The sequence below is a fragment of the Acidovorax sp. Root219 genome, assembly GCF_001428665.1.
Taxonomy (GTDB): Bacteria; Pseudomonadota; Gammaproteobacteria; order Burkholderiales; family Burkholderiaceae_C; genus Acidovorax.
Genome location: NZ_LMIJ01000046.1, coordinates 239,560 through 263,557 on the forward strand (window position 1 = coordinate 239,560; position 23,998 = coordinate 263,557).

22 protein-coding genes and 1 pseudogene are annotated in these 23,998 nt (G+C 66.1%); 2 read left to right on the top strand and 21 right to left on the bottom strand.

Going from position 1 to position 23,998, the window contains the following annotated elements:
- Positions 1 to 38 precede the first annotated feature (38 nt).
- The 5 genes and pseudogenes from ASE28_RS33295 to carA all read right to left on the bottom strand — a co-directional run bounded on the left by ASE28_RS33295 (position 39) and on the right by carA (position 6,006).
- The gene (locus ASE28_RS33295) at positions 39 to 353 is read right to left on the bottom strand and encodes a helix-turn-helix transcriptional regulator (protein ID WP_235516250.1); all 315 of its coding nucleotides are present in this window, start codon (positions 351 to 353) and stop codon (positions 39 to 41) included.
- 103 nt (positions 354 to 456) lie between these two features.
- A pseudogene (locus tag ASE28_RS33300) lies at positions 457 to 1,005 on the bottom strand (AraC family transcriptional regulator); the annotation flags it as partial.
- A gap of 131 nt (positions 1,006 to 1,136) precedes the next feature.
- Positions 1,137 to 4,385: a carbamoyl-phosphate synthase large subunit gene (gene carB / locus ASE28_RS29600; protein WP_057269607.1), complete on the bottom strand. Its 3,249-nt coding sequence runs from the start codon at positions 4,383 to 4,385 to the stop codon at positions 1,137 to 1,139.
- 10 nt (positions 4,386 to 4,395) lie between these two features.
- Positions 4,396 to 4,812 carry a hypothetical protein gene (locus tag ASE28_RS29605; RefSeq protein WP_057269608.1) on the bottom strand — a complete coding sequence of 139 codons (417 nt, stop codon included), beginning with the start codon at positions 4,810 to 4,812 and terminating at the stop codon, positions 4,396 to 4,398.
- A 21-nt stretch (positions 4,813 to 4,833) separates the two neighbouring features.
- On the bottom strand, positions 4,834 to 6,006 hold the full coding sequence (gene carA / locus ASE28_RS29610; RefSeq protein ID WP_057269609.1) for a glutamine-hydrolyzing carbamoyl-phosphate synthase small subunit: 1,173 nt from the start codon (positions 6,004 to 6,006) through the stop codon (positions 4,834 to 4,836).
- A gap of 445 nt (positions 6,007 to 6,451) precedes the next feature.
- Here carA and ASE28_RS29615 point away from each other — a divergent pair, with 445 nt between their 5' ends.
- The gene (locus tag ASE28_RS29615) at positions 6,452 to 7,258 is read left to right on the top strand and encodes a hypothetical protein (RefSeq protein ID WP_057269610.1); all 807 of its coding nucleotides are present in this window, start codon (positions 6,452 to 6,454) and stop codon (positions 7,256 to 7,258) included.
- A 28-nt stretch (positions 7,259 to 7,286) separates the two neighbouring features.
- Here the strand turns inward: ASE28_RS29615 and ASE28_RS29620 are convergent, their stop codons facing one another.
- From ASE28_RS29620 to rpsB, 16 genes are all read right to left on the bottom strand, one after another.
- On the bottom strand, positions 7,287 to 8,078 hold the full coding sequence (locus ASE28_RS29620; protein WP_057269611.1) for an RNA methyltransferase: 792 nt from the start codon (positions 8,076 to 8,078) through the stop codon (positions 7,287 to 7,289).
- A gap of 22 nt (positions 8,079 to 8,100) precedes the next feature.
- Entirely contained in the window at positions 8,101 to 8,775 is a 675-nt protein-coding gene (gene rnhB, locus ASE28_RS29625) for a ribonuclease HII (RefSeq protein WP_057269612.1), read from the bottom strand.
- Positions 8,735 to 9,907: a lipid-A-disaccharide synthase gene (lpxB, locus tag ASE28_RS29630; RefSeq protein WP_057269613.1), complete on the bottom strand. Its 1,173-nt coding sequence runs from the start codon at positions 9,905 to 9,907 to the stop codon at positions 8,735 to 8,737. The genes rnhB and lpxB overlap by 41 nt, the downstream gene beginning before the upstream one ends.
- Positions 9,908 to 9,929: 22 nt before the next feature.
- Positions 9,930 to 10,727, bottom strand: coding sequence for an acyl-ACP--UDP-N-acetylglucosamine O-acyltransferase (gene lpxA, locus ASE28_RS29635; protein ID WP_057205623.1), 798 nt, complete (start codon positions 10,725 to 10,727; stop codon positions 9,930 to 9,932).
- A gap of 14 nt (positions 10,728 to 10,741) precedes the next feature.
- Positions 10,742 to 11,182 (bottom strand): 3-hydroxyacyl-ACP dehydratase FabZ, encoded by a 441-nt coding sequence (gene fabZ / locus ASE28_RS29640; protein ID WP_057205621.1) that lies wholly within the window; start codon positions 11,180 to 11,182, stop codon positions 10,742 to 10,744.
- Positions 11,183 to 11,198: 16 nt separating this feature from the next.
- The gene (gene lpxD, locus ASE28_RS29645) at positions 11,199 to 12,179 is read right to left on the bottom strand and encodes a UDP-3-O-(3-hydroxymyristoyl)glucosamine N-acyltransferase (RefSeq protein WP_057269614.1); all 981 of its coding nucleotides are present in this window, start codon (positions 12,177 to 12,179) and stop codon (positions 11,199 to 11,201) included.
- A 30-nt stretch (positions 12,180 to 12,209) separates the two neighbouring features.
- Positions 12,210 to 12,734: an OmpH family outer membrane protein gene (locus tag ASE28_RS29650; protein ID WP_057205617.1), complete on the bottom strand. Its 525-nt coding sequence runs from the start codon at positions 12,732 to 12,734 to the stop codon at positions 12,210 to 12,212.
- Positions 12,734 to 15,031 (bottom strand): outer membrane protein assembly factor BamA, encoded by a 2,298-nt coding sequence (bamA, locus tag ASE28_RS29655; protein WP_057269615.1) that lies wholly within the window; start codon positions 15,029 to 15,031, stop codon positions 12,734 to 12,736. The genes ASE28_RS29650 and bamA overlap by 1 nt, the downstream gene beginning before the upstream one ends.
- A 45-nt stretch (positions 15,032 to 15,076) precedes the next feature.
- On the bottom strand, positions 15,077 to 16,438 hold the full coding sequence (rseP, locus tag ASE28_RS29660) for an RIP metalloprotease RseP (RefSeq protein WP_057269616.1): 1,362 nt from the start codon (positions 16,436 to 16,438) through the stop codon (positions 15,077 to 15,079).
- 54 nt (positions 16,439 to 16,492) lie between these two features.
- Positions 16,493 to 17,671, bottom strand: a complete 1,179-nt coding sequence (gene ispC, locus ASE28_RS29665) for a 1-deoxy-D-xylulose-5-phosphate reductoisomerase (RefSeq protein ID WP_057205611.1) — start codon at positions 17,669 to 17,671, stop codon at positions 16,493 to 16,495.
- Positions 17,668 to 18,525 carry a phosphatidate cytidylyltransferase gene (locus ASE28_RS29670; protein WP_057269617.1) on the bottom strand — a complete coding sequence of 286 codons (858 nt, stop codon included), beginning with the start codon at positions 18,523 to 18,525 and terminating at the stop codon, positions 17,668 to 17,670. Before ASE28_RS29670 ends, ispC begins: the two co-directional genes overlap by 4 nt.
- A gap of 9 nt (positions 18,526 to 18,534) precedes the next feature.
- On the bottom strand, positions 18,535 to 19,269 hold the full coding sequence (uppS, locus tag ASE28_RS29675) for a polyprenyl diphosphate synthase (protein ID WP_057269618.1): 735 nt from the start codon (positions 19,267 to 19,269) through the stop codon (positions 18,535 to 18,537).
- A gap of 21 nt (positions 19,270 to 19,290) precedes the next feature.
- A complete protein-coding gene (gene frr, locus ASE28_RS29680) occupies positions 19,291 to 19,851 on the bottom strand; it encodes a ribosome recycling factor (protein WP_057205606.1) in 561 nt (186 codons plus the stop codon).
- A 60-nt stretch (positions 19,852 to 19,911) separates the two neighbouring features.
- Positions 19,912 to 20,634: a UMP kinase gene (gene pyrH / locus ASE28_RS29685; RefSeq protein WP_007852283.1), complete on the bottom strand. Its 723-nt coding sequence runs from the start codon at positions 20,632 to 20,634 to the stop codon at positions 19,912 to 19,914.
- A 56-nt stretch (positions 20,635 to 20,690) separates the two neighbouring features.
- Positions 20,691 to 21,620 (bottom strand): translation elongation factor Ts, encoded by a 930-nt coding sequence (gene tsf / locus ASE28_RS29690; RefSeq protein ID WP_057205604.1) that lies wholly within the window; start codon positions 21,618 to 21,620, stop codon positions 20,691 to 20,693.
- Between the two features lie 106 nt (positions 21,621 to 21,726).
- Positions 21,727 to 22,479, bottom strand: a complete 753-nt coding sequence (rpsB, locus tag ASE28_RS29695; protein ID WP_057205602.1) for a 30S ribosomal protein S2 — start codon at positions 22,477 to 22,479, stop codon at positions 21,727 to 21,729.
- A 168-nt stretch (positions 22,480 to 22,647) separates the two neighbouring features.
- On the opposite strand from rpsB, the gene ASE28_RS29700 reads away from it, so the two are divergent.
- Positions 22,648 to 23,982 carry an amidase gene (locus tag ASE28_RS29700; protein ID WP_057269619.1) on the top strand — a complete coding sequence of 445 codons (1,335 nt, stop codon included), beginning with the start codon at positions 22,648 to 22,650 and terminating at the stop codon, positions 23,980 to 23,982.
- Positions 23,983 to 23,998: the final 16 nt, after the last annotated feature.

The following is a 23,998-nucleotide window of genomic DNA, read 5'->3' on the forward strand; positions in this document are numbered from 1 at the left end:
AGGGCGCAGACACCTGGCCGGGTGCAGGCAAGTCCGCATCAACCGCCACGCCGCCACTGCGCGGGCGGCACCCCCATGGCCTGCTGAAAAACGCGCGCAAAGTGCGATGCATCGGCAAAGCCGCAGCGCCGCCCGATCTCGGCCACCGCCACATGCGCCAGCTGGGGCCGGCGCAGCAGCTGCGCCGCGCGCACCAGGCGCAACTGGCGCAGCGTGCCCGCGAAGGTGCCGCCCTGCGCCGCAAACGCGCGGTGCAGCGTGCGCGGGGAGACGCCAGCCTCCTGCGCAAGGGCCTGGGCCGATACGCCGGGCTGGTCGACGCGCCCCCCGCAGCAGTGCGCACAGGTGGGCATGCAGGCCCTGGCCCGCTGAGGCCGCCGGCGCCGCAGGCGGCTCCAGCGCAGCACACAGCAAGGCACCCAGGTGGTCCGACAGCAGCGCGGGCGGCAAGGCCTGGGCCGAGGCCGGGTCGCGCGCAAGCTGCACGGCCAGGGCTCCGAGGCTCTGGCACCAGCCCTGGTCGCGCCAGGCCACGCGGGGCCCCCGCGCCTCTGCCTGGGCCAGCCATTGGCCCACCCAGGCGCGCGGCAGCTGCAGCGAGACGCAGCCCACGCCTTCGGGAAAATGCAGCTCGTAGGGCCGCGCCGAGTCCAGCAGCACCACGTCGCCCGGGCGCAGGTGGGCCACCTGCCCGTCCTGGCGCACATGCCACGCGCTCTCTGCCTGGGCGATCAGGTAGAACGGCAGGTTACGGCTGCGTGCAATGCCCGCTGGCGTGCGGTACACGTCCTGCGTGGAGGCGCGTACCTGGTTGACCGACAGGGCCTGCACCGCCAGGCTCTGCAGCACCCCGCCAAACACAGGGGCCTCGCGCGAGCTGCAGCCCATCTCCAGAAAGGCCTCGCAGATGGCGCCCACCCAGTAGTCCAGGCGCGCCGCGGGCGCGACCCCATCGGTCGTCCACTGGCGCAAGGGCGACGTGGCAGGAGCATGGACTGCGGGCATGGCGCCAATCTAACGGCAAGCGCCACGGGCAGGCAACAGGGCTTGCCCGCCCCCGCTGCGCCATGAAAAAGCCCCGTGGAGGCAGCCAGGGCTGCGCTCCACGGGGCCTTGGGGCCGTTGCCGGCGCCGGATCAGGCGGCAGCCAACTGCGCGTGCAGCTCCTGCACCGAGTACACGTCCAGGTTGTCCAGGTACTTCATGCCTTCCACGGCCGCTTCGGCGCCGAAGATGGTGGTGAAGGTGGTCACCCGGGCCAGCAGCGACGAGGTGCGGATGGCGCGTGAATCGGCGATCGCGTTGCGGCGCTCTTCCACGGTGTTGATGACCATCACGATCTCGTTGTTCTTGATCATGTCCACGATGTGCGGGCGGCCTTCGGTCACCTTGTTGACCACCTTGACCGGCACGCCGGCCGCTTCGATGGCCGCTGCCGTGCCCTTGGTGGCCACGAGCTCGAAGCCCAGGGCCACGAGCTGGCGTGCGATGTCGACGGCGCGCGGCTTGTCGGCATTCTTCACGGTGAGGAACACCTTGCCCGAGGTGGGCAGCTTGGTGCCCGCGCCGAGCTGGCTCTTCACGAAGGCTTCGCCGAAGGTCTTGCCCACGCCCATGACTTCGCCGGTGGACTTCATCTCGGGGCCGAGGATGGTGTCCACGCCGGGGAACTTCACGAAGGGGAACACGGCCTCCTTCACGCTGAAGTACGGCGGCGTCACTTCCTTGGTGATGCCCTGCGAGGCCAGCGTCTGGCCGGCCATGCAGCGCGCGGCCACCTTGGCCAACTGGATGCCGGTGGCCTTGCTCACGAAGGGCACCGTGCGCGAGGCGCGGGGGTTCACTTCGAGCACATAGATCACGTCCTTGCCGTCGACTTCCTGGATGGCGAACTGCACGTTCATCAGGCCCACCACGCTCAGGCCTTCGGCCATGGCAGCGGTCTGGCGCTTGATCTCGTCGATGGTCGGCTGCGACAGGTAGTACGGGGGCAGCGAGCAGGCGGAGTCGCCGCTGTGCACGCCGGCCTGCTCGATGTGTTCCATCACGCCGCCGATGAAGGTGACGCCTGCGGAGTCGCGCACGCAGTCCACGTCGCACTCGATGGCGTTGCTCAGGAAGCGGTCCAGCAGCACGGGCGAGTCATTGCTCACCTTGACGGCTTCGCGCATGTAGCGCTCCAGGTCGCGCTGCTCGTGCACGATTTCCATCGCACGGCCACCCAGCACGTAGCTGGGGCGCACCACCAGGGGGTAGCCCAGGGTGGCAGCCTTCTCAAGGGCCTCGGGTTCCGTGCGGGCCGTGGCGTTGGGCGGCTGGCGCAGGCCCAGTTGACCCAACAGCTTCTGGAAGCGCTCGCGGTCTTCGGCAGCATCGATCATGTCAGGGCTGGTGCCGATGATCGGCACGCCTTCGGCTTCCAGGCCCAGGGCCAGCTTCAGGGGCGTCTGGCCGCCGTACTGCACGATCACGCCGACCGGCTTTTCCTTGTCCACGATCTCCAGCACGTCTTCGAGCGTCACGGGTTCGAAGTACAGGCGGTCGGATGTGTCGTAGTCGGTGGAGACAGTCTCGGGATTGCAGTTGACCATGATGGTCTCGTAGCCGTCCTCGCGCATCGCCAGCGCCGCGTGCACGCAGCAGTAGTCGAACTCGATGCCCTGACCGATGCGGTTGGGGCCGCCGCCGAGCACCATGATCTTCTTGTTGTTCGTCGGCTCGGCTTCGCACTCGTCTTCGTAAGTGGAGTACAGGTAGGCGGTGTTGGTGGCGAACTCGGCGGCGCAGGTGTCCACACGCTTGTAGACGGGGCGCACATTGAGCGCACGGCGCGCTTCGCGCACGGCCTTCTCGGTGGTCTTGAGCAGCTTGGCCAGGCGGCGGTCGGAGAAGCCCTTTTGCTTGAGCGTGCGCAGCGTGGGCGCGTCCAGCGCCGCCAGGGCGCCCTCGCCCTTTTCAGCGGCCAGCTTGTCGATGTCGAGTTCGATCTTCACGATCTGCTCGATCTGCACCAGGAACCAGCGGTCGATCTTGGTCAGCTCGAAAACTTCGTCCACCGACAGGCCCATGGCGAAGGCATCGCCCACATACCAGATGCGCTCGGGACCAGGCTCGCCCAGCTCCTTTTCGAGCACTTCGCGGTCCTGGGTCTTCTCGTTCATGCCGTCCACGCCGACTTCCAGGCCGCGCAGGGCCTTCTGGAAGGATTCCTGGAAGGTGCGGCCCATGGCCATGACCTCGCCCACGGACTTCATCTGCGTGGTCAGGCGGCTGTCGGCGGTCGGGAACTTCTCGAACGCGAAGCGCGGGATCTTGGTGACCACGTAGTCGATGGACGGTTCGAACGAGGCCGGCGTGACGCCGCCCGTGATCTCGTTGCGCAGTTCGTCGAGCGTGTAGCCCACGGCCAGCTTGGCAGCGACCTTGGCGATGGGGAAACCCGTGGCCTTGGAGGCCAGTGCCGAGGAGCGCGAAACGCGCGGGTTCATCTCGATCACGACCATGCGGCCGTCCTGGGGGTTGATCGAGAACTGCACGTTGGAGCCGCCCGTGTCCACACCGATCTCGCGCAGCACCGCCAGCGAGGCGTTGCGCATGATCTGGTATTCCTTGTCGGTCAGCGTCTGCGCGGGGGCCACGGTGATCGAGTCGCCGGTGTGCACGCCCATCGGGTCCAGGTTCTCGATGGAGCAGATGATGATGCAGTTGTCCGCCTTGTCGCGCACCACTTCCATCTCGTACTCTTTCCAGCCGAGCAGCGACTCTTCGATCAGCAGCTCGTTGGTGGGCGAGGCTTCCAGGCCGCGCTTGCAGATGGTCTCGAACTCTTCGGGGTTGTAAGCGATGCCGCCGCCCGTGCCGCCCAGCGTGAAGCTGGGGCGGATCACGGTGGGGAAACCCACCTGCTTTTGCACGCCCCAGGCCTCTTCCATGCTGTGGGCGATGCCCGAGCGCGCCGAGCCCAGGCCGATCTTGGTCATCGCGTCCTTGAACTTCAGGCGGTCTTCGGCCTTGTCGATGGCCTCGGGCGTGGCGCCGATGAGCTCGACCTTGTACTTGTCGAGCACGCCGTGGTGCCACAGGTCCAGGGCGCAGTTGAGCGCCGTCTGGCCACCCATGGTGGGCAGGATGGCGTCAGGGCGCTCCTTGGCGATGATCTTCTCGACCGTCTGCCAGGTGATGGGCTCGATGTAGGTCACGTCGGCCGTGGCCGGGTCGGTCATGATCGTCGCGGGGTTGCTGTTGATCAGGATGACCTTGTAGCCCTCTTCGCGCAGGGCCTTGCAGGCCTGCACGCCGGAGTAGTCGAACTCGCAGGCCTGGCCGATGATGATCGGGCCAGCGCCGATGATGAGGATGCTTTTGATGTCTGTACGTTTTGGCATGTTGCGTCGATCAGTCGATCGTGGGTTCGGCTGCCTGGGGGCTGGTGGGCGCAGTGGCGGGGGCTGCGGCGTCGCGCCGCACCTTCAGCCTGGCGATGAGCGCCTGCGCGCGCTCGGGCGGCAGGTTCTTCTGCATCAGCTGCAGCAGGCCATCGCCCTGCACCAGGGGAAGCAGCACTTCGGTCTCTGCGTCATAAAACGTCACGTCCCACTCGGCCATGGCTTCGGCAAAGGTTTCTTCGTCCCAGGTCTTGCCCTTGGCCACCAGCGTGACCAGCGGCATCGCCTTGTTCTCGATGAAGGACTTCTTGTAGGGCTTTTGCGACCAGCGTTCGGTAAACCATTCGCGGTGCGGCGACGGCAGGGTCAGCACACGCTTGTGGATGGCTTTTTCGAGCGAGGCGGCGGGGAAGCTGAAGAGTTTCATGGCGCGATTCCTTCGTTGTGCTTACTGGGTGCGCGCGCTGCGCATCGCGTCGGTGAAGCGGTCGAACAGGTAGGCGATGTCGTGCGGGCCGGGCGATGCCTCAGGGTGGCCCTGGAAGCAGAACGCCGGCTTGTCCTTGTGCACCAGGCCCTGCAGCGTGCCGTCGAACAGGCTGACGTGCGTGGCGCGCAGGTTGGCGGGCAGCGAATCCATCTCCACCGCAAAACCGTGGTTCTGGCTGGTGATGCTCACGCGGCCGGTATCCAGGTCCTTCACCGGGTGGTTGGCACCGTGGTGGCTGTGCGTCATCTTGAAGGTCTTGGCGCCAGCGGCCAGGGCCATGATCTGGTGGCCCAGGCAGATGCCGAAAGTGGGCATACCGCTTTCGACGATAGTGCGCGTGGCCTCGATGGCGTAGTCGCAAGGCTGCGGGTCGCCAGGGCCGTTGGAGAGGAACACGCCATCGGGCTTCATGGCCAGCACGTCGGCTGCGGGCGTCTGCGCCGGCACCACGGTGACCTTGCAGCCGCGCTGCGCGAGCATGCGCAGGATGTTCTTCTTCACGCCGTAGTCGTAGGCCACCACATGGAACTGCGGTGCCTCGAGCGTGCCGTAGCCCTTGCCCAGCACCCATTCGGTCTCGGTCCACTCGTAGGCAGCCTGGGTCGACACCACCTTGGCCAGGTCCAGTCCGGCCATGTTGGGGGCGGCCTTGGCGGCGGCCAGGGCCTGGTCGATCAGCGCCTGCGTCACCTCCTGGCCTTCGGCCAGGCCGACAATGGCGCCGTTCTGGGCGCCCTTTTCGCGCAGCAGGCGGGTGAGCTTGCGGGTGTCGATGTTGGAGATGGCGACGGTGCGCTCGCGCACGAGGTACTGGGACAGCGTCTCGGTGGAGCGGAAGTTGCTGGCAATGAGCGGCAGATCCTTGATGATCAGGCCTGCGGCATGGACCTTGTCGGCTTCGATATCCTCGGGGCTGACGCCGTAGTTGCCGATGTGCGGATACGTCAGGGTGACGATCTGCTGGCAGTAGCTCGGGTCGGTAAGGATTTCCTGGTAGCCGGTGATGGAGGTGTTGAACACCACTTCGCCGACGGTGGTGCCGGTGGCACCGATCGAATTGCCGATAAAGACCGTGCCGTCTGCGAGCGCCAGGATGGCGGGCGGGAAGGTTCCCTTGAGAGACAAAAGCACTGGGTTCTCCGAATGGTTACGGTCGCCCGGAGTCGCAGGAAGTGATCCTGGGACTGCTGTTTGTGGGAGGTTTGCTTTGAGTGCGGCCGGGCGACGTGTTTGCGGGAAAGCCTCCAATTGTAGCCTGAGAGGCCCATCTTTCCGTGCCAGCCCGGTACATTCCCCTCGACTGCCGCTGCTGAAGTGCTCTGCGGCCACGGCGGCACGGCGGCGTGCCCTTTCTCGTTCGCTATTGTTTGTATAGCAAACTTGATTGTAACAAGCAGCGACGATTCCAGCGCCTTGTGACAGAGCAGGACCCGCCTCGGACTGCCACCACCCCACGGCCGCGGCGCAACCGAGAAGCTTTTCACGAACCGACACAACTTCGCGCCGCAGCAGGCAGGACCGGCCAGGGCCCTCCTATAGACTTTGCCGCACCGTAGACACCACAAAGAGAGATGGGATGACCAAGAAGACTTCGATTGCATGGGCATGCGCACTGTTGTCCACCCTGGCCGGCGCGCAGGACCTGGCGGCCTACCCGCAAGTGTTCTCGGGCCCGCAAGGTCTGGAGGTGGTGCTGGCACCGACCACGGACGGCAAGGCCGCGCTGATGCGCGTGAGCGGCTTCAACAGCCCCATCGACAAGGTGATCTTCCTGGGCAAGCAGGAGCAGCGCGGTAGCGGCACTGAGGCCTATGTGACCACGCTCGATGGCCGGGACTGGGGCTTGGTGCAGAAGCAGACCAACCGCTACGGCAGTGGCGAGCGCTATGTCACCTACCTGCCGGGCCGCCAGGGCGCGGTGGACCTGTCGTTCGACGAGAAGAAGAGCAAGGCCTTGAACGTAGCCGAGCTCAAGAGCACCTATGCGCGCCAGCAAAAGGACGGCGTGCAGGAAAAACTGGCCCGCTTCGACCGCGACAAGCACCTGGCGTCGGCACAGACGGACCTGGCCAGCACCGACACCTCGGCCAGCTCCGCCTGCGGCAGCCCAGTAAAGACGGCGGTGGACTGGAAGTCCATCGACGACGACAAGCTCAAGAAGCTCAGCATCGCCAGTTTCTGCGGTGAGGTAGCTTCGCAGATGGACAGCATGTGCAAGAGCAATGCGAGCTTCAAGGCCAAGGCCGCTTCGCTGGGCCAGATCCAGTGCCAGTTCGGCGCCGAGATGAAGTTGCGCGTGGAAGGTCAGAAGCTGGTGTTCACCACCCACCAGGATGCTTCCAACCAGGGTGACTTCATCCAGCAGTTTCTGCGGAACCAGTAATACGGCCTTCGCCTTGCGAGGCGGTGGTTCAGCGCCCCGCCTGCAGCGCACGCTGCGCCGCACTCGCATGCAGGCAGATGGCAGCGGCCGCGCCCACGTTGAGCGACTCCTCCCCGCCCGGCTGGGCGATGCGGATGTGCTGGCTGGCGCGCTCCTGCAGCACCGCGCTCACGCCCTGCCCTTCGTGCCCCATGACCCAGGCGCAGGGCCAGGGCAGATCGGCGCGGTGCAGGTAGTCGCCCTGGTGCGAGCTGGTGACCAGCATCGGCAGATCCAGATCGGCAAGGTCCTCGGGCGCCAGGCCCTCGACCATGTCGAGCGCAAAATGCGCGCCCATGCCCGCGCGCAGAACCTTGGGCGACCACAGCGCAGCACTGCCCTTGAGCGCCAGTACCTGCCGAAATCCGAAGGCCGAGGCACTGCGCAAAATGGAGCCGACGTTGCCCGCATCCTGCACGCGGTCTAGCACCACGGCGGCCACGCCGGGCCGGGGCGACCCACCCTCGGGCAGGTCGAGCACGAAGCCCATCTTTGCCGGCGACTCCAGCCCGCTGATGTCGGCAAACAGCGCGTCGGCCAGCACCACGACCTTGGGGGCGGCCTTGCCCCACTCGGGCTGGGCGGTGGGCCACAGCGATTCGGCGAACACCGCCACGGCCGGCGCCACGCCGCGCTCCAGCGCCGCACGGCACAGGTGGTCGCCTTCGAGCCAGACGCGGCCCTGCTTGCGGTAGGCGCCATTGTCCTGCGCCAGGCGGCGCAGGTCCTTGACCCAGGCGTTGTCGCGCGAGTGGATGGCAGTGACGGAAGAAGAGGTCATGGAACGGCAGTGCCGCAGCGCGTCACGCGCCGATGCCCTGGGAAACGGAGAGGGATGATGAGGAGGACTGCACCAGCACCTGGGCCACCGGGGCAAACGAGCGCCGGTGGTGGATGCAGGCGCCATGGGCACGCAGGGCTTCCATGTGCACCACGGTGCCGTAGCCCTTGTGGGCCGAGAAGCCGTAGTGCGGAAAATGCTCGTGCACCTCGTTGCACCAGCGGTCGCGGTGGACCTTGGCAAGGATGGAGGCGGCCGAGATGGACTTCACCAGCGAATCGCCCTTGACGATGGCCTCGGACGGCACATCGAGCCGGGGCAACTGGTTGCCGTCCACCAGCACGCGCACGGGCTTGAGGCGCAGGCCCATCACGGCTCGGCGCATGGCCAGCAGCGTGGCCTGCAGGATGTTCAGCTGGTCTATCTCTTCCACGCTGGCCTCGGCGATGGCAAAGCACAGCGCCTTGGCACGGATCTCGTCGAACAGGGCCTCGCGGCGCAGCGCGGTGAGCTTCTTGGAATCGTCCAGCCCGGCGATGGGGCGCAGGTCGTCGAGGATCACGGCGGCTGCCACCACAGGCCCGGCCAGCGGGCCACGGCCGGCTTCGTCCACGCCGGCCACCAGGCCGGGCGGATGCCAGTCCAGGCTCACCTGTTCAAACAGCAGCGGTGGTGGCAAGGATTTTCTCGATCGCATCGGCAGCCAGTTGGGAAGTGTCGCGCCGCAGGCTCGCGTGCAGCGCGGAAAAACGCTGTTCCAAAGCGGTGATGGTAGCGGGATGCTGCACTTTTGCGTCAAACCATTGCAAGGTGGCGTCGCACAGCGCCTGCGGCGTGGCCGCGCCCTGGATCAGCTCGGGCACCACGAATTCGCCGCACAGGATGTTCGGCAGCCCCACCCAGGGCTGCAGCTGCTTGCGCTTCATGAGCCACCAGCTCAAGGGGTGCATGTGGTAGCCAATGACCATGGGGCGCTTGAACAGCGCTGCCTCCAGCGTGGCCGTGCCGCTGGCGATCAGCGTCACATCGCAGGCGGCCAGCACGGTGTGCGACTGGCCGGTGACGATCTGCAGCACATCGGCCACACCGTGTGCACGCGCAGCCTCTTCGATGCGCGGTTGCAGCGCGGGCACGGCAGGTACCACCATGCGCAGGTTCGGACGCGCCTTGCGCAGCAAGGCGGCCGCCGCGAAGAACGCGGGCGCGATGTACTGCACCTCGGCAGAGCGGCTGCCGGGCAGGATGGCCAGCACCTCGTCGGCATCCGAGAGGCCCAGGCGAGCGCGCGCAGCACGGCGGTCGGGCACCTCGGGGATCACGCTGGCCAGGGGGTGGCCGACGTAGGTGGCGGCAATGCCGTTCTTGGCAAGCAACTCCGGCTCGAACGGGAAGATGCACAGCACATGGCCCGCACTTCTGCGGATCTTCTCGATCCGGTCGGCGCGCCAGGCCCAGATGGAGGGGCACACGAAGTGCACGGTGGGAATGCCGGCAGCCCGCAGGTCCGCCTCCAGCGCCAGGTTGAAGTCGGGCGCATCCACGCCGATGAAGATGTCGGGCCGGTCGGCCAGCAGGCGGGTGCGCAGCGCTTTGCGGATGCCCAGCAGCTCGCGCAGGCGGCGCAGCACCTCCATGCTGTAGCCGTGCACGGCCAGCTTGTCGCTGGGCCACCAGGCCGCAAAGCCGCGTTTGGCCATCTGCGGCCCGCCGATGCCGTGCGCCGTGGCGGCAGGCCAGCGGGCCTGCACACCGTCGAGCAGCAGGCCGGCCAGCAGGTCGCCCGAGGCCTCGCCTGCGACCATCGCCACGCGGGGCGCCTTGTCCTTCATTCAGCAGTCTCTTGGTGGGGGATCAGCGCGCGATGCCGTGGGCAGCGCTGTCGAGGAAAGCATCCATCAGCGCCACGTCACCGGCCGCCTCGGGCATGTCACCAGGCAGGGCAAGAATCTGCTTGCGTGCTTCGTCCAGGGTCAGCCCCTGGCGGTACAGCAGCTTGTGCATCTCGCGGATGGCGGCAATGCGCTGGGCCGAAAAATCGCGCCGGCGCAAGCCCACCAGGTTCACGCCGCGCACGGCCAGGGGGTTGCCGTCCACCACCATGTAGGGTGGCACATCCTTGCTGACGTGGCTGGAGAAACCGACCATGGTGTGCGCGCCGATGCGCATGCGCTGCAGCACGCCCGTGAGGCCGCCCACGGTGGCCCAGTCGCCCACCTCCACGTGGCCGGCCAGCGTGGTGTTGTTGGCCAGGGTGGTCTGGTGGCCAATGGCACAGTCGTGCGCCACATGCACATAGGCCATGATCCAGTTGTCGTCGCCCACCGTGGTCTCGCCGCGGTCCTGCACCGTGCCGGTGTTCAGCGTGCAGAACTCGCGGATGGTGTTGCGGCTGCCGATCACCAGGCGCGTGGCTTCGCCAGCGTACTTCTTGTCCTGCGGGGCCGCGCCCAGCGAGGCGAACTGGAAGATGCGGTTGTCCTGCCCGATGGTGGTGTGGCCCTCGATGACGCAGTGCGCGCCCACCGTGGTGCCGGCACCGATCACCACGTTCGGGCCAACCACGGCATAAGGGCCCACCTGCACCGACGGGGCCAGGCGGGCGCCGTCGGCGACAACGGCGGTGGGATGGATATTGCTCACGTTCGACAACCGGCGGAAAGAGGTCAGTTGACGCTGCGCATGGTGCACATGAGTTCGGCCTCGCAGGCCACTTCTTCACCCACGCTGGCCACGCCCTTGAACTTCCAGATGCCGCCGCGCACGCGGTCGATGGTGATCGACAGGATGAGCTGGTCGCCAGGCTCCACGGGGCGCTTGAAGCGCGCGCCATCGATGCCCACGAAGTAGTAGATGTTGTTCTCGTCGGGCACCTTGCCCATGGCGTCGAACGCCAGCAGCCCGGCGGCCTGGGCCAGGGCTTCGAGGATCAGCACGCCGGGCATCACGGGACGCCCCGGGAAGTGCCCCATGAAGTATGGCTCGTTGAAGGTGACGTTCTTGATCGCCTTGATGCGGGTGTTGCTCTCCAGCTCCAGCACCTTGTCCACCAGCAGGAACGGGTAGCGGTGCGGCAGTTGCTTGAGAATCGCGTGAATATCCATCATCGAGTTGTTCTTCCGTTCATGCTGCCTTGAGAGCCTGCTCGAGCGCCTTGATGCGATCGCGCAAGCTGTGCAGTTGTTTCAGTGTTGCAGCGTTTTTTTCCCACCGCGCATTGTCGTCGATGGGGAACATGCCGGTGTACTGGCCCGGTTGCGTCAGCGAGCGGGTGACCACGGTGGCCGCTGATATGTGCACATTGTCCGCCAGCGTGAGGTGGCCCAGGACAATGGCACCCCCACCCACGGTGCAGTGCGCGCCGATGGTCGCGCTGCCGGCCACGCCGACGCAGCCGGCCATGGCCGAGTGCTTGCCGATGCGCACGTTGTGGCCGATCTGGATCAGGTTGTCGAGCTTGACGCCGTCCTCGATGACGGTGTCGTCCAGCGCCCCGCGATCAATGCAGGTGTTGGCCCCGATCTCCACATCGTCACCGATGCGCACCGCGCCCAGTTGCTCGATCTTGACCCACTGCCCCTTCTCGGGAGCAAAGCCGAAGCCGTCGGCACCGATCACCACACCCGCGTGGACGATGCAGCGCTCGCCGATGCGACAGCCTTCACCGACCGTGACGCGGGACTTGAGTACGGTGCCTGCGCCGATGTACGCACCCCGCTCGACCACGCACAGCGGGCCGATGGTGGCGCTGGGATGCACCTGCGCCGACGCATCGACCACGGCGCTGGCATGCACACCGCCCTGCCCTGCCGGTGCCGTGTGCTGGCGCCACAGCTGCGTGGCGCGGGCGAAGTAGACATAGGGGTTGTCCGCCACGATGCAGGCGCCGCGTGCCACGGCGGAATCGCGCATGGCAGGCGCCACAATGACACAGGCCGCCCGGGAGGCGGCCAGTTGCTGCTGGTAGCGGGGGTTGCTCAGGAAACTGAGATCGCCCGGCCCCGCAACCTCCAGGGGCGCGATGCGGGAGATGGGGGTGTCACCCGTTCCTCCCTCCAGCGAGCCACCCAGCGCATCGACGATGTGCCTGAGAAGCAAGCTCACGCGCCACCTGCCGGGTTGCGCTGCCGGTGCTTACTTGGCGGCAGGCGCGGCATTGAGCGCCTTGATCACCTTGTCGGTGATGTCGTGCTTGGGGTTGATGTACGCGGCTTCCTGCAGGATCACGTCGTACTTCTCGGCCTCGGCCACCTGCTTGACGACCTTGTTGGCACGGTCCACGACGGCGGCGAGTTCTTCGTTGCGGCGGGCGCTCAGGTCTTCCTGGAACTCCCGGCGCTTGCGCTGGAAGTCGCGGTCCTGGTCCACCAGCTGGCGCTGGCGGGTATTGCGCTGGCTTTCGGCCAGGGTCGGGGCTTCGCGTTCGAACTTCTCGGAGGCGGTCTTCAGGGAGTTGCCCATGTCCACCAGCTCTTTTTCGCGGCGAGCAAATTCCTGCTCGAGCTTGGCCTGGGACGCCTTGGAGGTGTTGGCTTCGCGGAAGATGCGGTCGATGTTGACCAGGCCAGCCTTGAACGATTCTTGCGCCTGTACGGGCGCGCCCATGGCAAACGTGCCGAACAGCAGGGCCAAGGCGAAATGGCGGGAAAGGGATTTCATTAGAAAGACGTTCCAATCTGGAATTGCAGTTTCTGGATTCTATCGCCAGCAAACTTGCGTACCGGTTGTGCAAAGGCCAGGCGCAGCGGGCCCAGCGGGGAAATCCAGCCCAGGCCCAGCCCCACGGAGGCTCGCATGTCGCTGGCGGTTACTTTTTCATGCTCGCCATACACATTGCCTACATCCATGAAGGTGAAGACGCGCAGCGTACGGTCGTTGCCCGCACCCGGGAAGGGTGCGATCAGCTCGGCATTGAGGGTGACCTTCTTCGGGCCACCCAGGGAGGAGCCCGTCACGTCGCGCGGGCCCAGGGTGCCCTGGTCGAAACCACGCACCGAACCCAGGCCACCCGAGTAGAAGTTCTTGAACACCGGGAACGGCCGGCCGTTCATGCCCTTGCCGATGCCCAACTCGCCGTTGAAGGCCAGCGTGAAGCGCTTGTTGAGCGGCACGTACTGCTGGTACTGGTAGTTGGCGCGCACGTAGCGTGCATCGCCCGCCACCGACCACTCGGAGTTCACGCGCTGGTAGCGGCCCGAGTTGGGGGCCAGCGCGCTGTCGCGGTCATCGCGCGACCAGCCGATGGTCAGCGGAATCGAGGTGCTCTTGTAGCCGAAATTGTCGGCATAGGCCAAGTAGGTGGCCGGGATGTTGGTGCCGGGCTTGATGGTGGTCTGCTCCAGGCCACCACCGAAGAACACCGTGTCCGTCTCGCTGAAGGGCACGCCAAAGCGCATAGATCCACCGGTGGTCACCAGCTGGTAGTTGCCGCCCTGGTCCTCGTACGGCTTGTCGGTGCGGTAGTACAGGTCCACCGTGCGCGAGATGCCTTCATCGGTGAAGTACGGGTTGGTGGTGCTGAACACCAAGGTGCGGCGGTATTTGCTGGTATTGACGTCCACGCCCAGGTAGTTGCCCGAGCCGAAGAAGTTCTCCTGCTTGATGCCGAAGGACAGGGCCACCTTCTCGGCACTGGAGAAGCCCACGCCCATCTGCAGCGAACCCGTGGGCTTTTCGGCCACGTTGATCACCAGGTCCACCTGGTCGGGCGAGCCGGGCACTTCCTGCGTCTCGACGTTGACTTCGGTGAAGAAGCCCAGGCGGTCCACGCGGTCGCGCGACAGGCGGATGCGTTCGCCGTCGTACCAGGAGGCTTCGTACTGGCGGAACTCGCGGCGGATCACTTCGTCACGGGTGCGGTTGTTGCCGCTCACGTTGATGCGGCGCACATAGGCGCGGCGCGAAGGCTCCACCTGCAGCACCAGGGCCACGCGGTTGTTCTCGCGGTCGATCTCGGGCACGGCCTCCACGCGCGCAAAGGCAAAGCCGAAGCGACCGAAGTACTCGGAGAAGGCCTTGGTGGTTTCGGTCACCTGGTCAGCGTTGTAGGGCTCGCCTGCACGGATGGTGATCAGCGACTTGAACTCGTCCTCGCGCTCCAGGTAGTTGCCTTCGAGCTTGACGCCCGAGACCACGTAGCGCTCGCCTTCGAACACGTTCACGGTGATCGAGATGCCCTGCTTGTCCGGCGAGATGGCGACCTGCGTGGACTCCACACGGAACTCCAGGTAGCCGCGCTGCAGGTAGTAGGTGCGCAGGGTTTCCAGGTCGGCATTGAGCTTGGCGCGCGAGTAGCGGTCGGACTTGGTGTACCAGCTGAGCCAGCCACCCGTGTCCTGGTCGAACAGGCCCTTGAGCGTGGATTCGCTGAAGGCCTTGTTGCCCACCAGGCGCACTTCGTTGATGCGCGCGGGCTCGCCCTCGACCACCGAGAACGTGAGGTTCACGCGGTTGCGCTCGATGGGCGTCACCGTGGTCACGACTTCGGCGCCATACAGGCTCTTGTTGATGTACTGGCGCTTGAGCTCCTGCTCGGCGCGGTCGGTCAGCGCCTTGTCGTAGGGGCGGCCTTCGGTCAGGCCCACTTCGCGCATGCTCTTCTTGAGCGCATCCTTGTCGAACTCGCGGGTGCCCGCGAAATCCACGTCGGCAATGGTGGGGCGCTCTTCGACCACCACCACCAGCACGTTGCCCGAGGCTTCCAGGCGCACGTCCTTGAACAGGCCCAGGCCGAACAGCGCGCGGATGGCCGCAGCGCCCTTCTCGTCGTTGTAGTCATCGCCCACACGCAGGGGCATGGAGGCGAAGATGGTGCCGGGCTCCACGCGCTGCAGGCCCTCCACGCGGATGTCCTGCACCTTGAAGGGCTCCAGTGCCCACGCCGCGTTGGCGACAAAGACCATGGCTGCAATGGCCGATGCGGTACGCACGCCCAGGCGATTGATTGGATTTTTCATGAATGAAGCTGGAGCCGCTCTTGCAAGGCAAGGGCGGAAAAATGGTTAGCCAAAAAGCCGGGTGATATCGTTGAACAGGGCAATGGACATCATGAGGAGCAGCACTGCGACACCGCCGCGCTGCAGCCGCTCCAGCCATGCGTCCGACACTTGCTTGCCCGTCACGCCCTCCCAAAGATAATACATCAGGTGCCCACCGTCCAAAACAGGCAGCGGCAGCAGGTTCAGCACACCCAGGCTCACGCTGATCAGCGCCAGGAACACCAGATACTGCGTGAGGCCCAGGCTGGCCGAGCGGCCGGCATAGTCCGCAATGGTCAGCGGCCCGCTGAGGTTCTTGAGGGAAGCCTCGCCGATCACCATGCGGCCCATCATCTTCAGGGTGAGCAGCGAAACGTCCCAGGTCTTCACCACACCGGTCCAGAAACCCTCGAGCACGCCGTATTCAACGGTTACAAATTCGGGGGGCGCACCAACGTAGGCGCCGATGCGGCCCACCGTGGCACCGAGCTCGGGCTGGGCATCGGGCAGCACGTCCAGCGTGAGCGAATTGCCCGCACGGTTGATCAGCCAGGGCTGCGACAGCGGCTCCGTGCCGCGCATGGACTGGCGGATCAGCTCGCGCAGCTGCTGGCCATCGACCACCTCGGCGGCACCGATCCTGAGCACCACGTCGCCCTGCTGCAGGCCCGAGCGCTCTGCCGCGCCCTTGGCCACCACCTCACCCAGCACCGGCCGGGTCCAGGGCCCCAGGATGCCGATCTTGCGGAACAGCTGGGCATCGGCCTCGCGGGAGTCGATTTTCGACATGTCCAGCACCAGCTCGCGGTGCGCACCGTTCTGCGGCTGCACGTCCAGGCGCACGGATTCGCCCTCCAGCGCGCCACGGGTCAGCAGCCAGCGCAGGTCTTCGAACGAGCGCACGGGCTCCAGCTCGTCCGACCCCAGGGCGGCGCGCTGCACCAGTTCGCCGCCACGCAGGCCGGCCGCCTGTGCCACCGAGCCGGCCACGGGGCTGGCCAGCACGGCCTTGGGCTCCTCCACGCCGTTCCAGTTGACGATGGAGTACAGCAGCACCGCCAGCAGCAGGTTGGCAATCGGCCCGGCCGCCACAATGGCTGCGCGCGCGCGCAGGGGCTGGGTGTTGAAGGCCAGATGCCGCTCTTCGGCGGGCACGGGCGCCTCGCGCTCGTCCAGCATGCGCACATAGCCACCCAAAGGGAAGGCGCCGAGCACGAACTCCGTCGGCGAGCCCTTGGGCCGCCAGGTGAACAGCGGCTTGCCAAAGCCCACCGAAAAGCGCAGCACCTTGACGCCGCAGGCCACGGCCACACGGTAGTGGCCGTACTCGTGCACGGCAATCAGCAGCCCCAGGGCAACGACAAAGGCAACAAGGGTCAGCAACATGGAAGGCTCCGTGGGTCAACAGGGACAGCAGCGGCGGCCATCGGATGGGGTCGGTCAGGCGGCCAGCAGGCCGGCGGCCTGCTCTGCCGCCCTGCGCGACTGGGCGTCCAGATCGAGCAGCGCTGCCAGCGAATCCGGCTTGGAGGGGGAAACCGCGTCCAAAGTTGCAAGATTGACGGCATGGATATGGTCGAAACGCAATCTGCCCGACAGAAACCGCCCCACCGCCACCTCGTTGGCGGCATTGAGCACGGCCGTCGTGCCCTCGGCGGCCTTGAGCGCCTGCCAGGACAGGTGCAGACCGGGGAAGCGGATGGCATCGGCATCCTCGAAGGCCAGCGCGCTCAGGGCCGAGAAGTCGAGCCGGCTGGCACCGCTGGCAATGCGCTCGGGCCAGGCCAGGCCCACGGCGATCGGCACGCGCATGTCGGGCGTGCCCAGCTGGGCCAGGATGGAGGAATCGTTGAACTGCACCATGGAATGGATGATCTGCTGCGGATGGATCACCACCTTGATCTGGTCGGGCGCCAGGTCGAACAGCCAGCGTGCCTCGATCACTTCGAGCGCCTTGTTCATCATGGTGGCCGAATCGACCGAGATTTTGCGCCCCATCGAGAAATTGGGGTGGGCGCAGGCCTGGTCGGGCGTGATCTGCGAAAGCGTGGCCGGGTCGCGCTGGCGGAAGGGCCCGCCGGACGCGGTCAGCAAAATGCTGTCCACCCGGTCCGGCCAGGTGGCAGGGTCTTCGGGCAGGCACTGGAAGATGGCCGAGTGCTCGCTGTCGATGGGCAGCAGGGTGGCCCCGCCCTCCTTGACCGTCTGCATGAACAGACCGCCGCCCACCACCAGGGCCTCCTTGTTGGCCAGCAGCAGGCGCTTGCCCGCGCGCGCAGCGGCCAGGCAGGGCGCCAGGCCGGCCGCGCCCACAATGGCGGCCATGACCGCATCCACATCGGGGTGCGAGGCAATGGTTTCGAGCGCGTCGGCCTCGTACAGCACACGGGTGGCCAGGCCATTCTGGCGCAGCTTGTCCTCCAGCGCACGGGCATGGGGAGCGCTGGCCATGACCGCAAAGCGGGGGGTGAACTGCGCGCATTGCGCCAGCATCAGGTCGACCTGCGTGGCCGCGCTCAGTGCAAAGATCTCGAAGCGTTCAGGGTGGCGCGCCACCACGTCCAGGGTACTGGTCCCGATGGAGCCGGTGGAGCCAAGAACGGTAAGCCGTTGTTTCATAAAGGGGTCGTCAGGCTCGTGAGCATCATGGCCAGGGGAAGGGTGGGCAGCAGGGCATCCACGCGGTCGAGCACGCCGCCGTGGCCGGGCAGCAGGCCGCTGCTGTCCTTGACGCCGGCGCTGCGCTTGATGAGCGATTCCACCAGGTCGCCGGAGACGCTCATCGCCGTCATGAACAGCGCCGCCACCACCAGCAGCCACCAGCCCTGGCGGGCCATGCGGCTGTAGAAACTGAGCACCTCGGCCTGCCAGTGGGCATCGGCCGCCACCCAGGCGAACGAAAGCACCAGCACGCCCGCCAGGCCGCCCCACACGCCTTCCCAGCTCTTGCCGGGGCTGATGGCGGGGGCCAGCTTGCCCTTGGTGAAGCGCAGGCCGAAGGCACGGCCCGCAAAATAGGCAAAGATGTCGGCCACCCACACGAGGACCAGCACCGACAGCAGGAAGTTGATGCCCAGATGGCGCGCCTGCACCACCGCCAGCCAGGCCAGCCACAGGGCCAGCACGCCGGCCACCAGGCGCACAGCCGCGGGTATGCGCGGCCAGCCGGGCACACCCGCGCGCAGCAGCCAGGCGGTGCCCAGCACCCACAGGGCCCCACCCACGATCCACAGCACCGTCAGCGGCTGGGTGAGCCAGCCCAGCGCCCACGAGCCCAGGCACAACGCCACGCAGGCGGCGCCCACGGCGAGCGAGCCCGCCTGGCCAAAGCCGCACAGCCGACCCCACTCCCAGGCGCCGGCGGCCATGAGCACCAGCACCACCACGGTAAAGGGCAGGGGCGAGCCGTAGAACAAGGCTGGCAACAGGATGGCCAGCAGGACAAGGGCAGTGATGACGCGCTGTTGGAGCATGGGGCCTTTTCAGCCCGGCATCGGATCGGGATGCGCGGACAGGGTGATCTGTTCTGAGGTTTTGCCGAAACGGCGCTCCCGCGCACTGTAAGCCGCAATGGCTTCGTCCAGTGCGGATTCGTCGAAATCCGGCCACAGACGGTCACTGAAGACCAGCTCCGAATACGCGATCTGCCACAGCAGGAAGTTGCTGATGCGCATCTCTCCACCGGTGCGCACGACGAGGTCCGGGTCGGGCACGTGGGACATGCCCATGGCCGCATTCAGGCTGGCTTCGGTGATCGGCTCACCCCTGGCAGCCAGTGCCGCAGCGGCCTGGGCAATGTCCCAGCGCCCGCCATAGTTGAAGCAGACGTTGAGCACCAGGCGCGTGTTGTGGGCCGTGTCGGCCTCGGCCTGGGCCAGGCCACCCTGCACCTTTGGCGACAGGCCCGTGCGCTCGCCCACGAAGTACAGGCGCACGCCGTCGTTCATGAGCTGGGGCACCTCGCGCGCCAGCGCCATGGCCAGCAGCTCCATGAGGCCGGAGACCTCATCGGCCGGCCGGTTCCAGTTTTCGGACGAGAAGGCGAAGACGGTGAGCACACCCACGCCGCGCTGCACGCAGGCGCGTGCGCAGCGGCGCAATGAATCAACCCCTTGCTTGTGGCCAGCCAGGCGCGGCAGGAAGCGGCGCGTGGCCCAGCGGCCGTTGCCATCCATGACGATGGCGATGTGGTGTGGCACCACCGGAGATACTGGCATGCGAATGTTCGAGCCTCTGGCTCAAACCGCCATGATTTCCTGTTCCTTGGCCGCCACCAGCGCATCGATCTCCAGGATGTGGCGGTCGGTGAACTTCTGCACGTCGGCTTCGGCGCGCTTCTGGTCGTCTTCTGAAGCCAGCTTGTCCTTGACCAGCTTCTTGACCGCCTCGTTGGCGTCGCGGCGCAGGTTGCGCACGGCGATCTTGGCGCTCTCACCTTCGGTGCGGGCCAGCTTGGTCATTTCCTTGCGGCGCTCTTCGCTCATGGGCGGCATGGGCACACGGATCAGGTCGCCCATGGATGCAGGGTTCAGGCCCAGGTCGCTTTCGCGGATGGCCTTTTCGATCTTGGCGCCCATGCCCTTTTCCCAGGGCTGCACGCTGATGGTGCGCGAGTCGATAAGCGCCACGTTGGCCACCTGGGAGAGGGGCACGAAGGAGCCGTAGTACTCGACCTGCACGGAGTCGAGCAGCGAGGGGTTGGCGCGACCCGTGCGGATCTTTTGCAGGTTGTTCTTGAAGGCCGAGATGGACTGGTCCATCTTGGTTTCAGCGTTTTTCTTGATGTCGGCAATCGTCATGTTTTTCTCCTCGGGGCAGACCAGAGACGGGCAGGCGCGCAGCCCACCCGTGCATCGTCATCAGGCGTAAACCAGCGTACCCTCGTCCTCGCCCATCACCACGCGCTTGAGCGCGCCGTGCTTGATGATCGAGAACACCCGCACCGGCAGCTTCTGGTCGCGGCACAGGGCAAAAGCAGTCGCATCCATGATGCCCAGGTTGCGGGACATGGCCTCGTCGAAGCTGAGCTTCGTGTAGCGCGTGGCCGTGGGATCCTTCTGGGGGTCGGCAGTATAAACGCCGTCCACCTTGGTGGCCTTGAGCACCAACTCGGCGCCGATCTCGGCACCGCGCAGGGCCGCAGCCGTGTCGGTGGTGAAGAAGGGGTTGCCCGTGCCGGCCGCGAAAACCACCACCTTGCCCTCTTCAAGGTACTGCAGCGCCTTGGGGCGCACGTAGGGCTCGACCACCTGCTCGATGGCGATGGCGGACATCACGCGGGCGATCAGGCCCTGCTTGTCCATGGCATCGGCCAGGGCCAGTGCGTTCATCACGGTGGCCAGCATGCCCATGTAGTCGGCGGTGGCCCGGTCCATGCCGACCGAGCCGCCCGCGACGCCACGGAAGATATTGCCCCCACCGATCACCACCGCCACCTGCACACCCAGGCGGGTGACCTCGGCGATCTCCTCCACCATGCGCACGATGGTGGCACGGTTGATGCCGAAGGCGTCATCCCCCATCAGCGCCTCACCAGACAGCTTGAGCAGGATGCGCTTGTGGGCTGGTGCAGCGTTGGACATGGGAAACTTCTCCGGTAGATGGTGCAGGGCTTGGGTGGGGTTGTTGCAGGGAGCGATCAGGCAGCGGCCTTGGCGGCAGCCACCTGGGCGGCCACTTCGGCGGCGAAGTCGTCAACCTTCTTCTCGATGCCTTCGCCCACCACATACAGGGTGAAGCCCTTGACGGTGGTGTTGGTGGCCTTGAGCATCTGCTCGACGGTCTGCTTGCCGTCCGCAGCCTTCACGAAGACCTGGTTGAACAGCGAGACTTCCTTGAGGAACTTCTGCACGCCGCCTTCGATGCGCTTCGTCACGATTTCATCGGACTGCACGGGCTTGCCTTCGGCTTCGGCCTTGGCCTTGTCTTCAGCGGCCTTGGCAGCAGCCACCGAGCGCTCTTTCTCGATCAGGTCGGCAGGCACGTCGGCGCTGGTCAGGGCCACAGGCTTCATGGCGGCGATGTGCATGGCCACGTCCTTGGCAGCCACTTCGTCGCCCTCGAACTCGACGACCACGCCGATGCGCGAGCCGTGCAGGTACGAAGCCAGCTTGCTCGTACCGCCGAAATGCTTGAAGCGGCGGAACGACATGTTCTCGCCGATCTTGCCGATCAGGCCCTTGCGCACGTCTTCCAGCGTGGGGCCGAAGCTGTCTTGCTCGTAGGGCAGTGCACCCAGGGCTGCCACGTCGGCAGGGTTGTGCTTGGCCACCAGTTCGGCAGCGGCCTTGGCCAGTGCCATGAAGCTGTCGTTCTTGCTCACGAAGTCGGTTTCGCTGTTCACTTCGATCAGGCCACCGGTGGTGCCGTCGATGAAGCTGGCGACCACGCCTTCGGCGGTGATGCGCGAAGCGGCCTTGCCAGCCTTGGTGCCCAACTTGACGCGCAGCAGCTCTTCGGCCTTGGCCATGTCGCCTTCGGCTTCGGTCAGCGCCTTCTTGCATTCCATCATCGGTGCATCGGTCTTGCCACGCAGTTCGGCGACCATGCTTGCGGTAATTGCAGCCATCTTTATTCCTTCGGTGTTCGGTTCAATCGATTCAGATTCGGGCTAAAAAAAAGGGGGCTAACCAGGAGCCCCGCTTTTGTTCGCGACGGATCGCGCAGCCGGGCTATCAGGCGGCGGCTTCTTGCACTTCCACGAATTCGTCGCTGCTCTCGGACGTAGCGGCCTTCACGACTTCGTTCACGGCATTGGCACGGCCTTCGATGATCGCGTCGGCGATACCGCGGGCGTACAGCATCACGGCCTTGGCCGAGTCGTCGTTGCCGGGGATCACGTAGTCGATGCCTTCGGGCGAGTGGTTGGTGTCAACCACGCCGATCAGCGGGATACCGAGCTTCTTGGCTTCGGCCACGGCGATCTTGTGGAAGCCCACGTCGATGATGAAGATGGCGTCTGGCAGTGCAGCCATGTCCTGGATGCCGCCGATGTCCTTTTCGAGCTTCTCGATCTCACGGGTGAACGTGAGCTGTTCCTTCTTGCTCAGGCTGTCCAGGCCGGTTTCCAGCTGGGCTTTCATGTCCTTGAGGCGCTTGATCGAGGTCTTCACGGTCTTGAAGTTCGTCAGCATGCCGCCCAGCCAACGCTGGTCAACGAAAGGAACACCGGCGCGCAGGGCTTCGGTGGACAGGATTTCGCGGGCCTGGCGCTTCGTGCCGACCATCAGGATCGTGCCGCGGTTGGCAGCCAGTTGCTTGGCGAACTTCTGTGCCTCCTGGAACAGTGGCAGCGACTTTTCCAGGTTGATGATGTGGATCTTGTTGCGATGGCCGAAGATGTAGGGGGCCATCTTGGGGTTCCAGAAGCGGGTTTGGTGACCGAAGTGGACACCGGCTTCCAGCATTTCGCGCATGGTAACGGACATAAGAATACTCCAAAGGTTAGGTCTAAAATCAGCCCCAATATTTGCAACGCCGTGTTTCCCACGACCGCTGCAACACCTTGACAGGGCTGGTTTGCGATTGGTTTTGCTACAAGCCCCACGCACAAAGCGCTACTGCTCCCAGCAAAACCCAAGGATTCTAGCACACCCATGCTCCCCGACCTTCTTGCCACCCGCTCGGCCCTGCGGGCCGGCACCAGCACCCCGGCCGCCGAACTCGAAAGTTGCATCGCGGCAGCAGAGGCGCCGGCCAATACCCACAGCTTCCTGCAAACCCATTTCGACACCGCACGCACCGCCGTGGTGCAGCCGGGCATGGCGCAAAGGCCCCTGGCCGGGCTGGCGGTTTCGGTCAAGGACCTGTTCGACATCGCGGGCCAGCCCACGGCAGCCGGCTCCACGGCACTCGCCGACAGCCCCCCGGCGCAGCAGGACAGCCCGGCCGTGGCACGCCTGCGCGCCGCGGGCGCCAGCCTCATCGGCCGCACGAACATGGTCGAATTCGCCTTTTCCGGCGTGGGGGTGAACCCCCACTTCGGCACCCCGACCGCCTGGGATGCGCGCTTTGGCGCGCTGCCCGGCGAGGCGCGGGTGCCCGGCGGATCCTCCTCCGGCGCGGCCGTCTCGGTGGCCACCGGCGCAGCCTTCGTGGGCCTGGGCTCGGATACGGGCGGATCCATCCGCATCCCGGCCGCGCTCAACGGCATCGTGGGTTTCAAGAACACGCAGCGCCTGGTGCCCACCTCGGGCGCCGTGCCGCTGTCCACCACGCTGGACACGGCCTGCGCCATGACGCGCAGCGTGGGCGATGCCATCGTGGTGCACGAACTGCTGTCGGCCACGCGCGTCACGCGCAGCCCCGCCCCATTGGCCGGCTACCGCCTGGCCGTGCCCACCACCCTGTTCCTGGACGGCCTGGACGCCACGGTGGCCCAGGCCTTCGAGCGCACCCTCGCCACCCTGCGCCGCGCTGGAGCACGCATCGACACCATCGCCCTGCCCGAGTCGGCCCAGCAGCCCGCGTACGGTTTCTCGCCGCCCGAGGCCTATGCCTGGCACCGCGAGTTGCTGGCCGCCAAGGGGGGCCTGTACGACCTGCGGGTGCGCGCCCGCATCGAAAAGGGCGCCACGCTCACGGCCTGGGAGTACCTGGCCCTCATCGACGCCCGCCACCACTGGCAGCGGCGCATTCACGCCACCATCGACGGCTACGACGCCCTGCTCTCGCCCACGGTGCCCATCACTGCCCCCACCATCGCCAGCGTGGCGCCGGGCGCAGAACGCGATGAAGAATTCTTCCGCGTGAACACCCTGCTCCTGCGCAACACCAGCCTGGTGAACCTGCTGGACGGCTGCGCACTGTCGCTGCCCTGCCACGTTCGGGGGGAACTCCCGGTCGGCCTGATGGTCTGGCATGGGGCGCTGCGCGACGACGGCGTGCTCAACGCCGGCCTGCGCATTGAAACAGCACTGCAAGAAAAATAACAATTGCCGTTTGCTG

Excerpts from the sequence above, each read along its gene's own strand:
- ASE28_RS33295 (WP_235516250.1), bottom strand. The coding sequence starts at position 353 with ATGCCCACCTGTGCGCACTGCTGCGGGGGGCGCGTCGACCAGCCCGGC.
- carB (WP_057269607.1), bottom strand. The coding sequence starts at position 4,385 with ATGCCAAAACGTACAGACATCAAAAGCATCCTCATCATCGGCGCTGGC.
- ASE28_RS29605 (WP_057269608.1), bottom strand. The coding sequence starts at position 4,812 with ATGAAACTCTTCAGCTTCCCCGCCGCCTCGCTCGAAAAAGCCATCCAC.
- ASE28_RS29615 (WP_057269610.1), top strand. The coding sequence starts at position 6,452 with ATGACCAAGAAGACTTCGATTGCATGGGCATGCGCACTGTTGTCCACC.
- ASE28_RS29620 (WP_057269611.1), bottom strand. The coding sequence starts at position 8,078 with ATGACCTCTTCTTCCGTCACTGCCATCCACTCGCGCGACAACGCCTGG.
- rnhB (WP_057269612.1), bottom strand. The coding sequence starts at position 8,775 with ATGCGATCGAGAAAATCCTTGCCACCACCGCTGCTGTTTGAACAGGTG.
- lpxB (WP_057269613.1), bottom strand. The coding sequence starts at position 9,907 with ATGAAGGACAAGGCGCCCCGCGTGGCGATGGTCGCAGGCGAGGCCTCG.
- fabZ (WP_057205621.1), bottom strand. The coding sequence starts at position 11,182 with ATGATGGATATTCACGCGATTCTCAAGCAACTGCCGCACCGCTACCCG.
- ASE28_RS29650 (WP_057205617.1), bottom strand. The coding sequence starts at position 12,734 with ATGAAATCCCTTTCCCGCCATTTCGCCTTGGCCCTGCTGTTCGGCACG.
- bamA (WP_057269615.1), bottom strand. The coding sequence starts at position 15,031 with ATGAAAAATCCAATCAATCGCCTGGGCGTGCGTACCGCATCGGCCATT.
- rseP (WP_057269616.1), bottom strand. The coding sequence starts at position 16,438 with ATGTTGCTGACCCTTGTTGCCTTTGTCGTTGCCCTGGGGCTGCTGATT.
- ispC (WP_057205611.1), bottom strand. The coding sequence starts at position 17,671 with ATGAAACAACGGCTTACCGTTCTTGGCTCCACCGGCTCCATCGGGACC.
- ASE28_RS29670 (WP_057269617.1), bottom strand. The coding sequence starts at position 18,525 with ATGCTCCAACAGCGCGTCATCACTGCCCTTGTCCTGCTGGCCATCCTG.
- uppS (WP_057269618.1), bottom strand. The coding sequence starts at position 19,269 with ATGCCAGTATCTCCGGTGGTGCCACACCACATCGCCATCGTCATGGAT.
- frr (WP_057205606.1), bottom strand. The coding sequence starts at position 19,851 with ATGACGATTGCCGACATCAAGAAAAACGCTGAAACCAAGATGGACCAG.
- pyrH (WP_007852283.1), bottom strand. The coding sequence starts at position 20,634 with ATGTCCAACGCTGCACCAGCCCACAAGCGCATCCTGCTCAAGCTGTCT.
- tsf (WP_057205604.1), bottom strand. The coding sequence starts at position 21,620 with ATGGCTGCAATTACCGCAAGCATGGTCGCCGAACTGCGTGGCAAGACC.
- rpsB (WP_057205602.1), bottom strand. The coding sequence starts at position 22,479 with ATGTCCGTTACCATGCGCGAAATGCTGGAAGCCGGTGTCCACTTCGGT.
- ASE28_RS29700 (WP_057269619.1), top strand. The coding sequence starts at position 22,648 with ATGCTCCCCGACCTTCTTGCCACCCGCTCGGCCCTGCGGGCCGGCACC.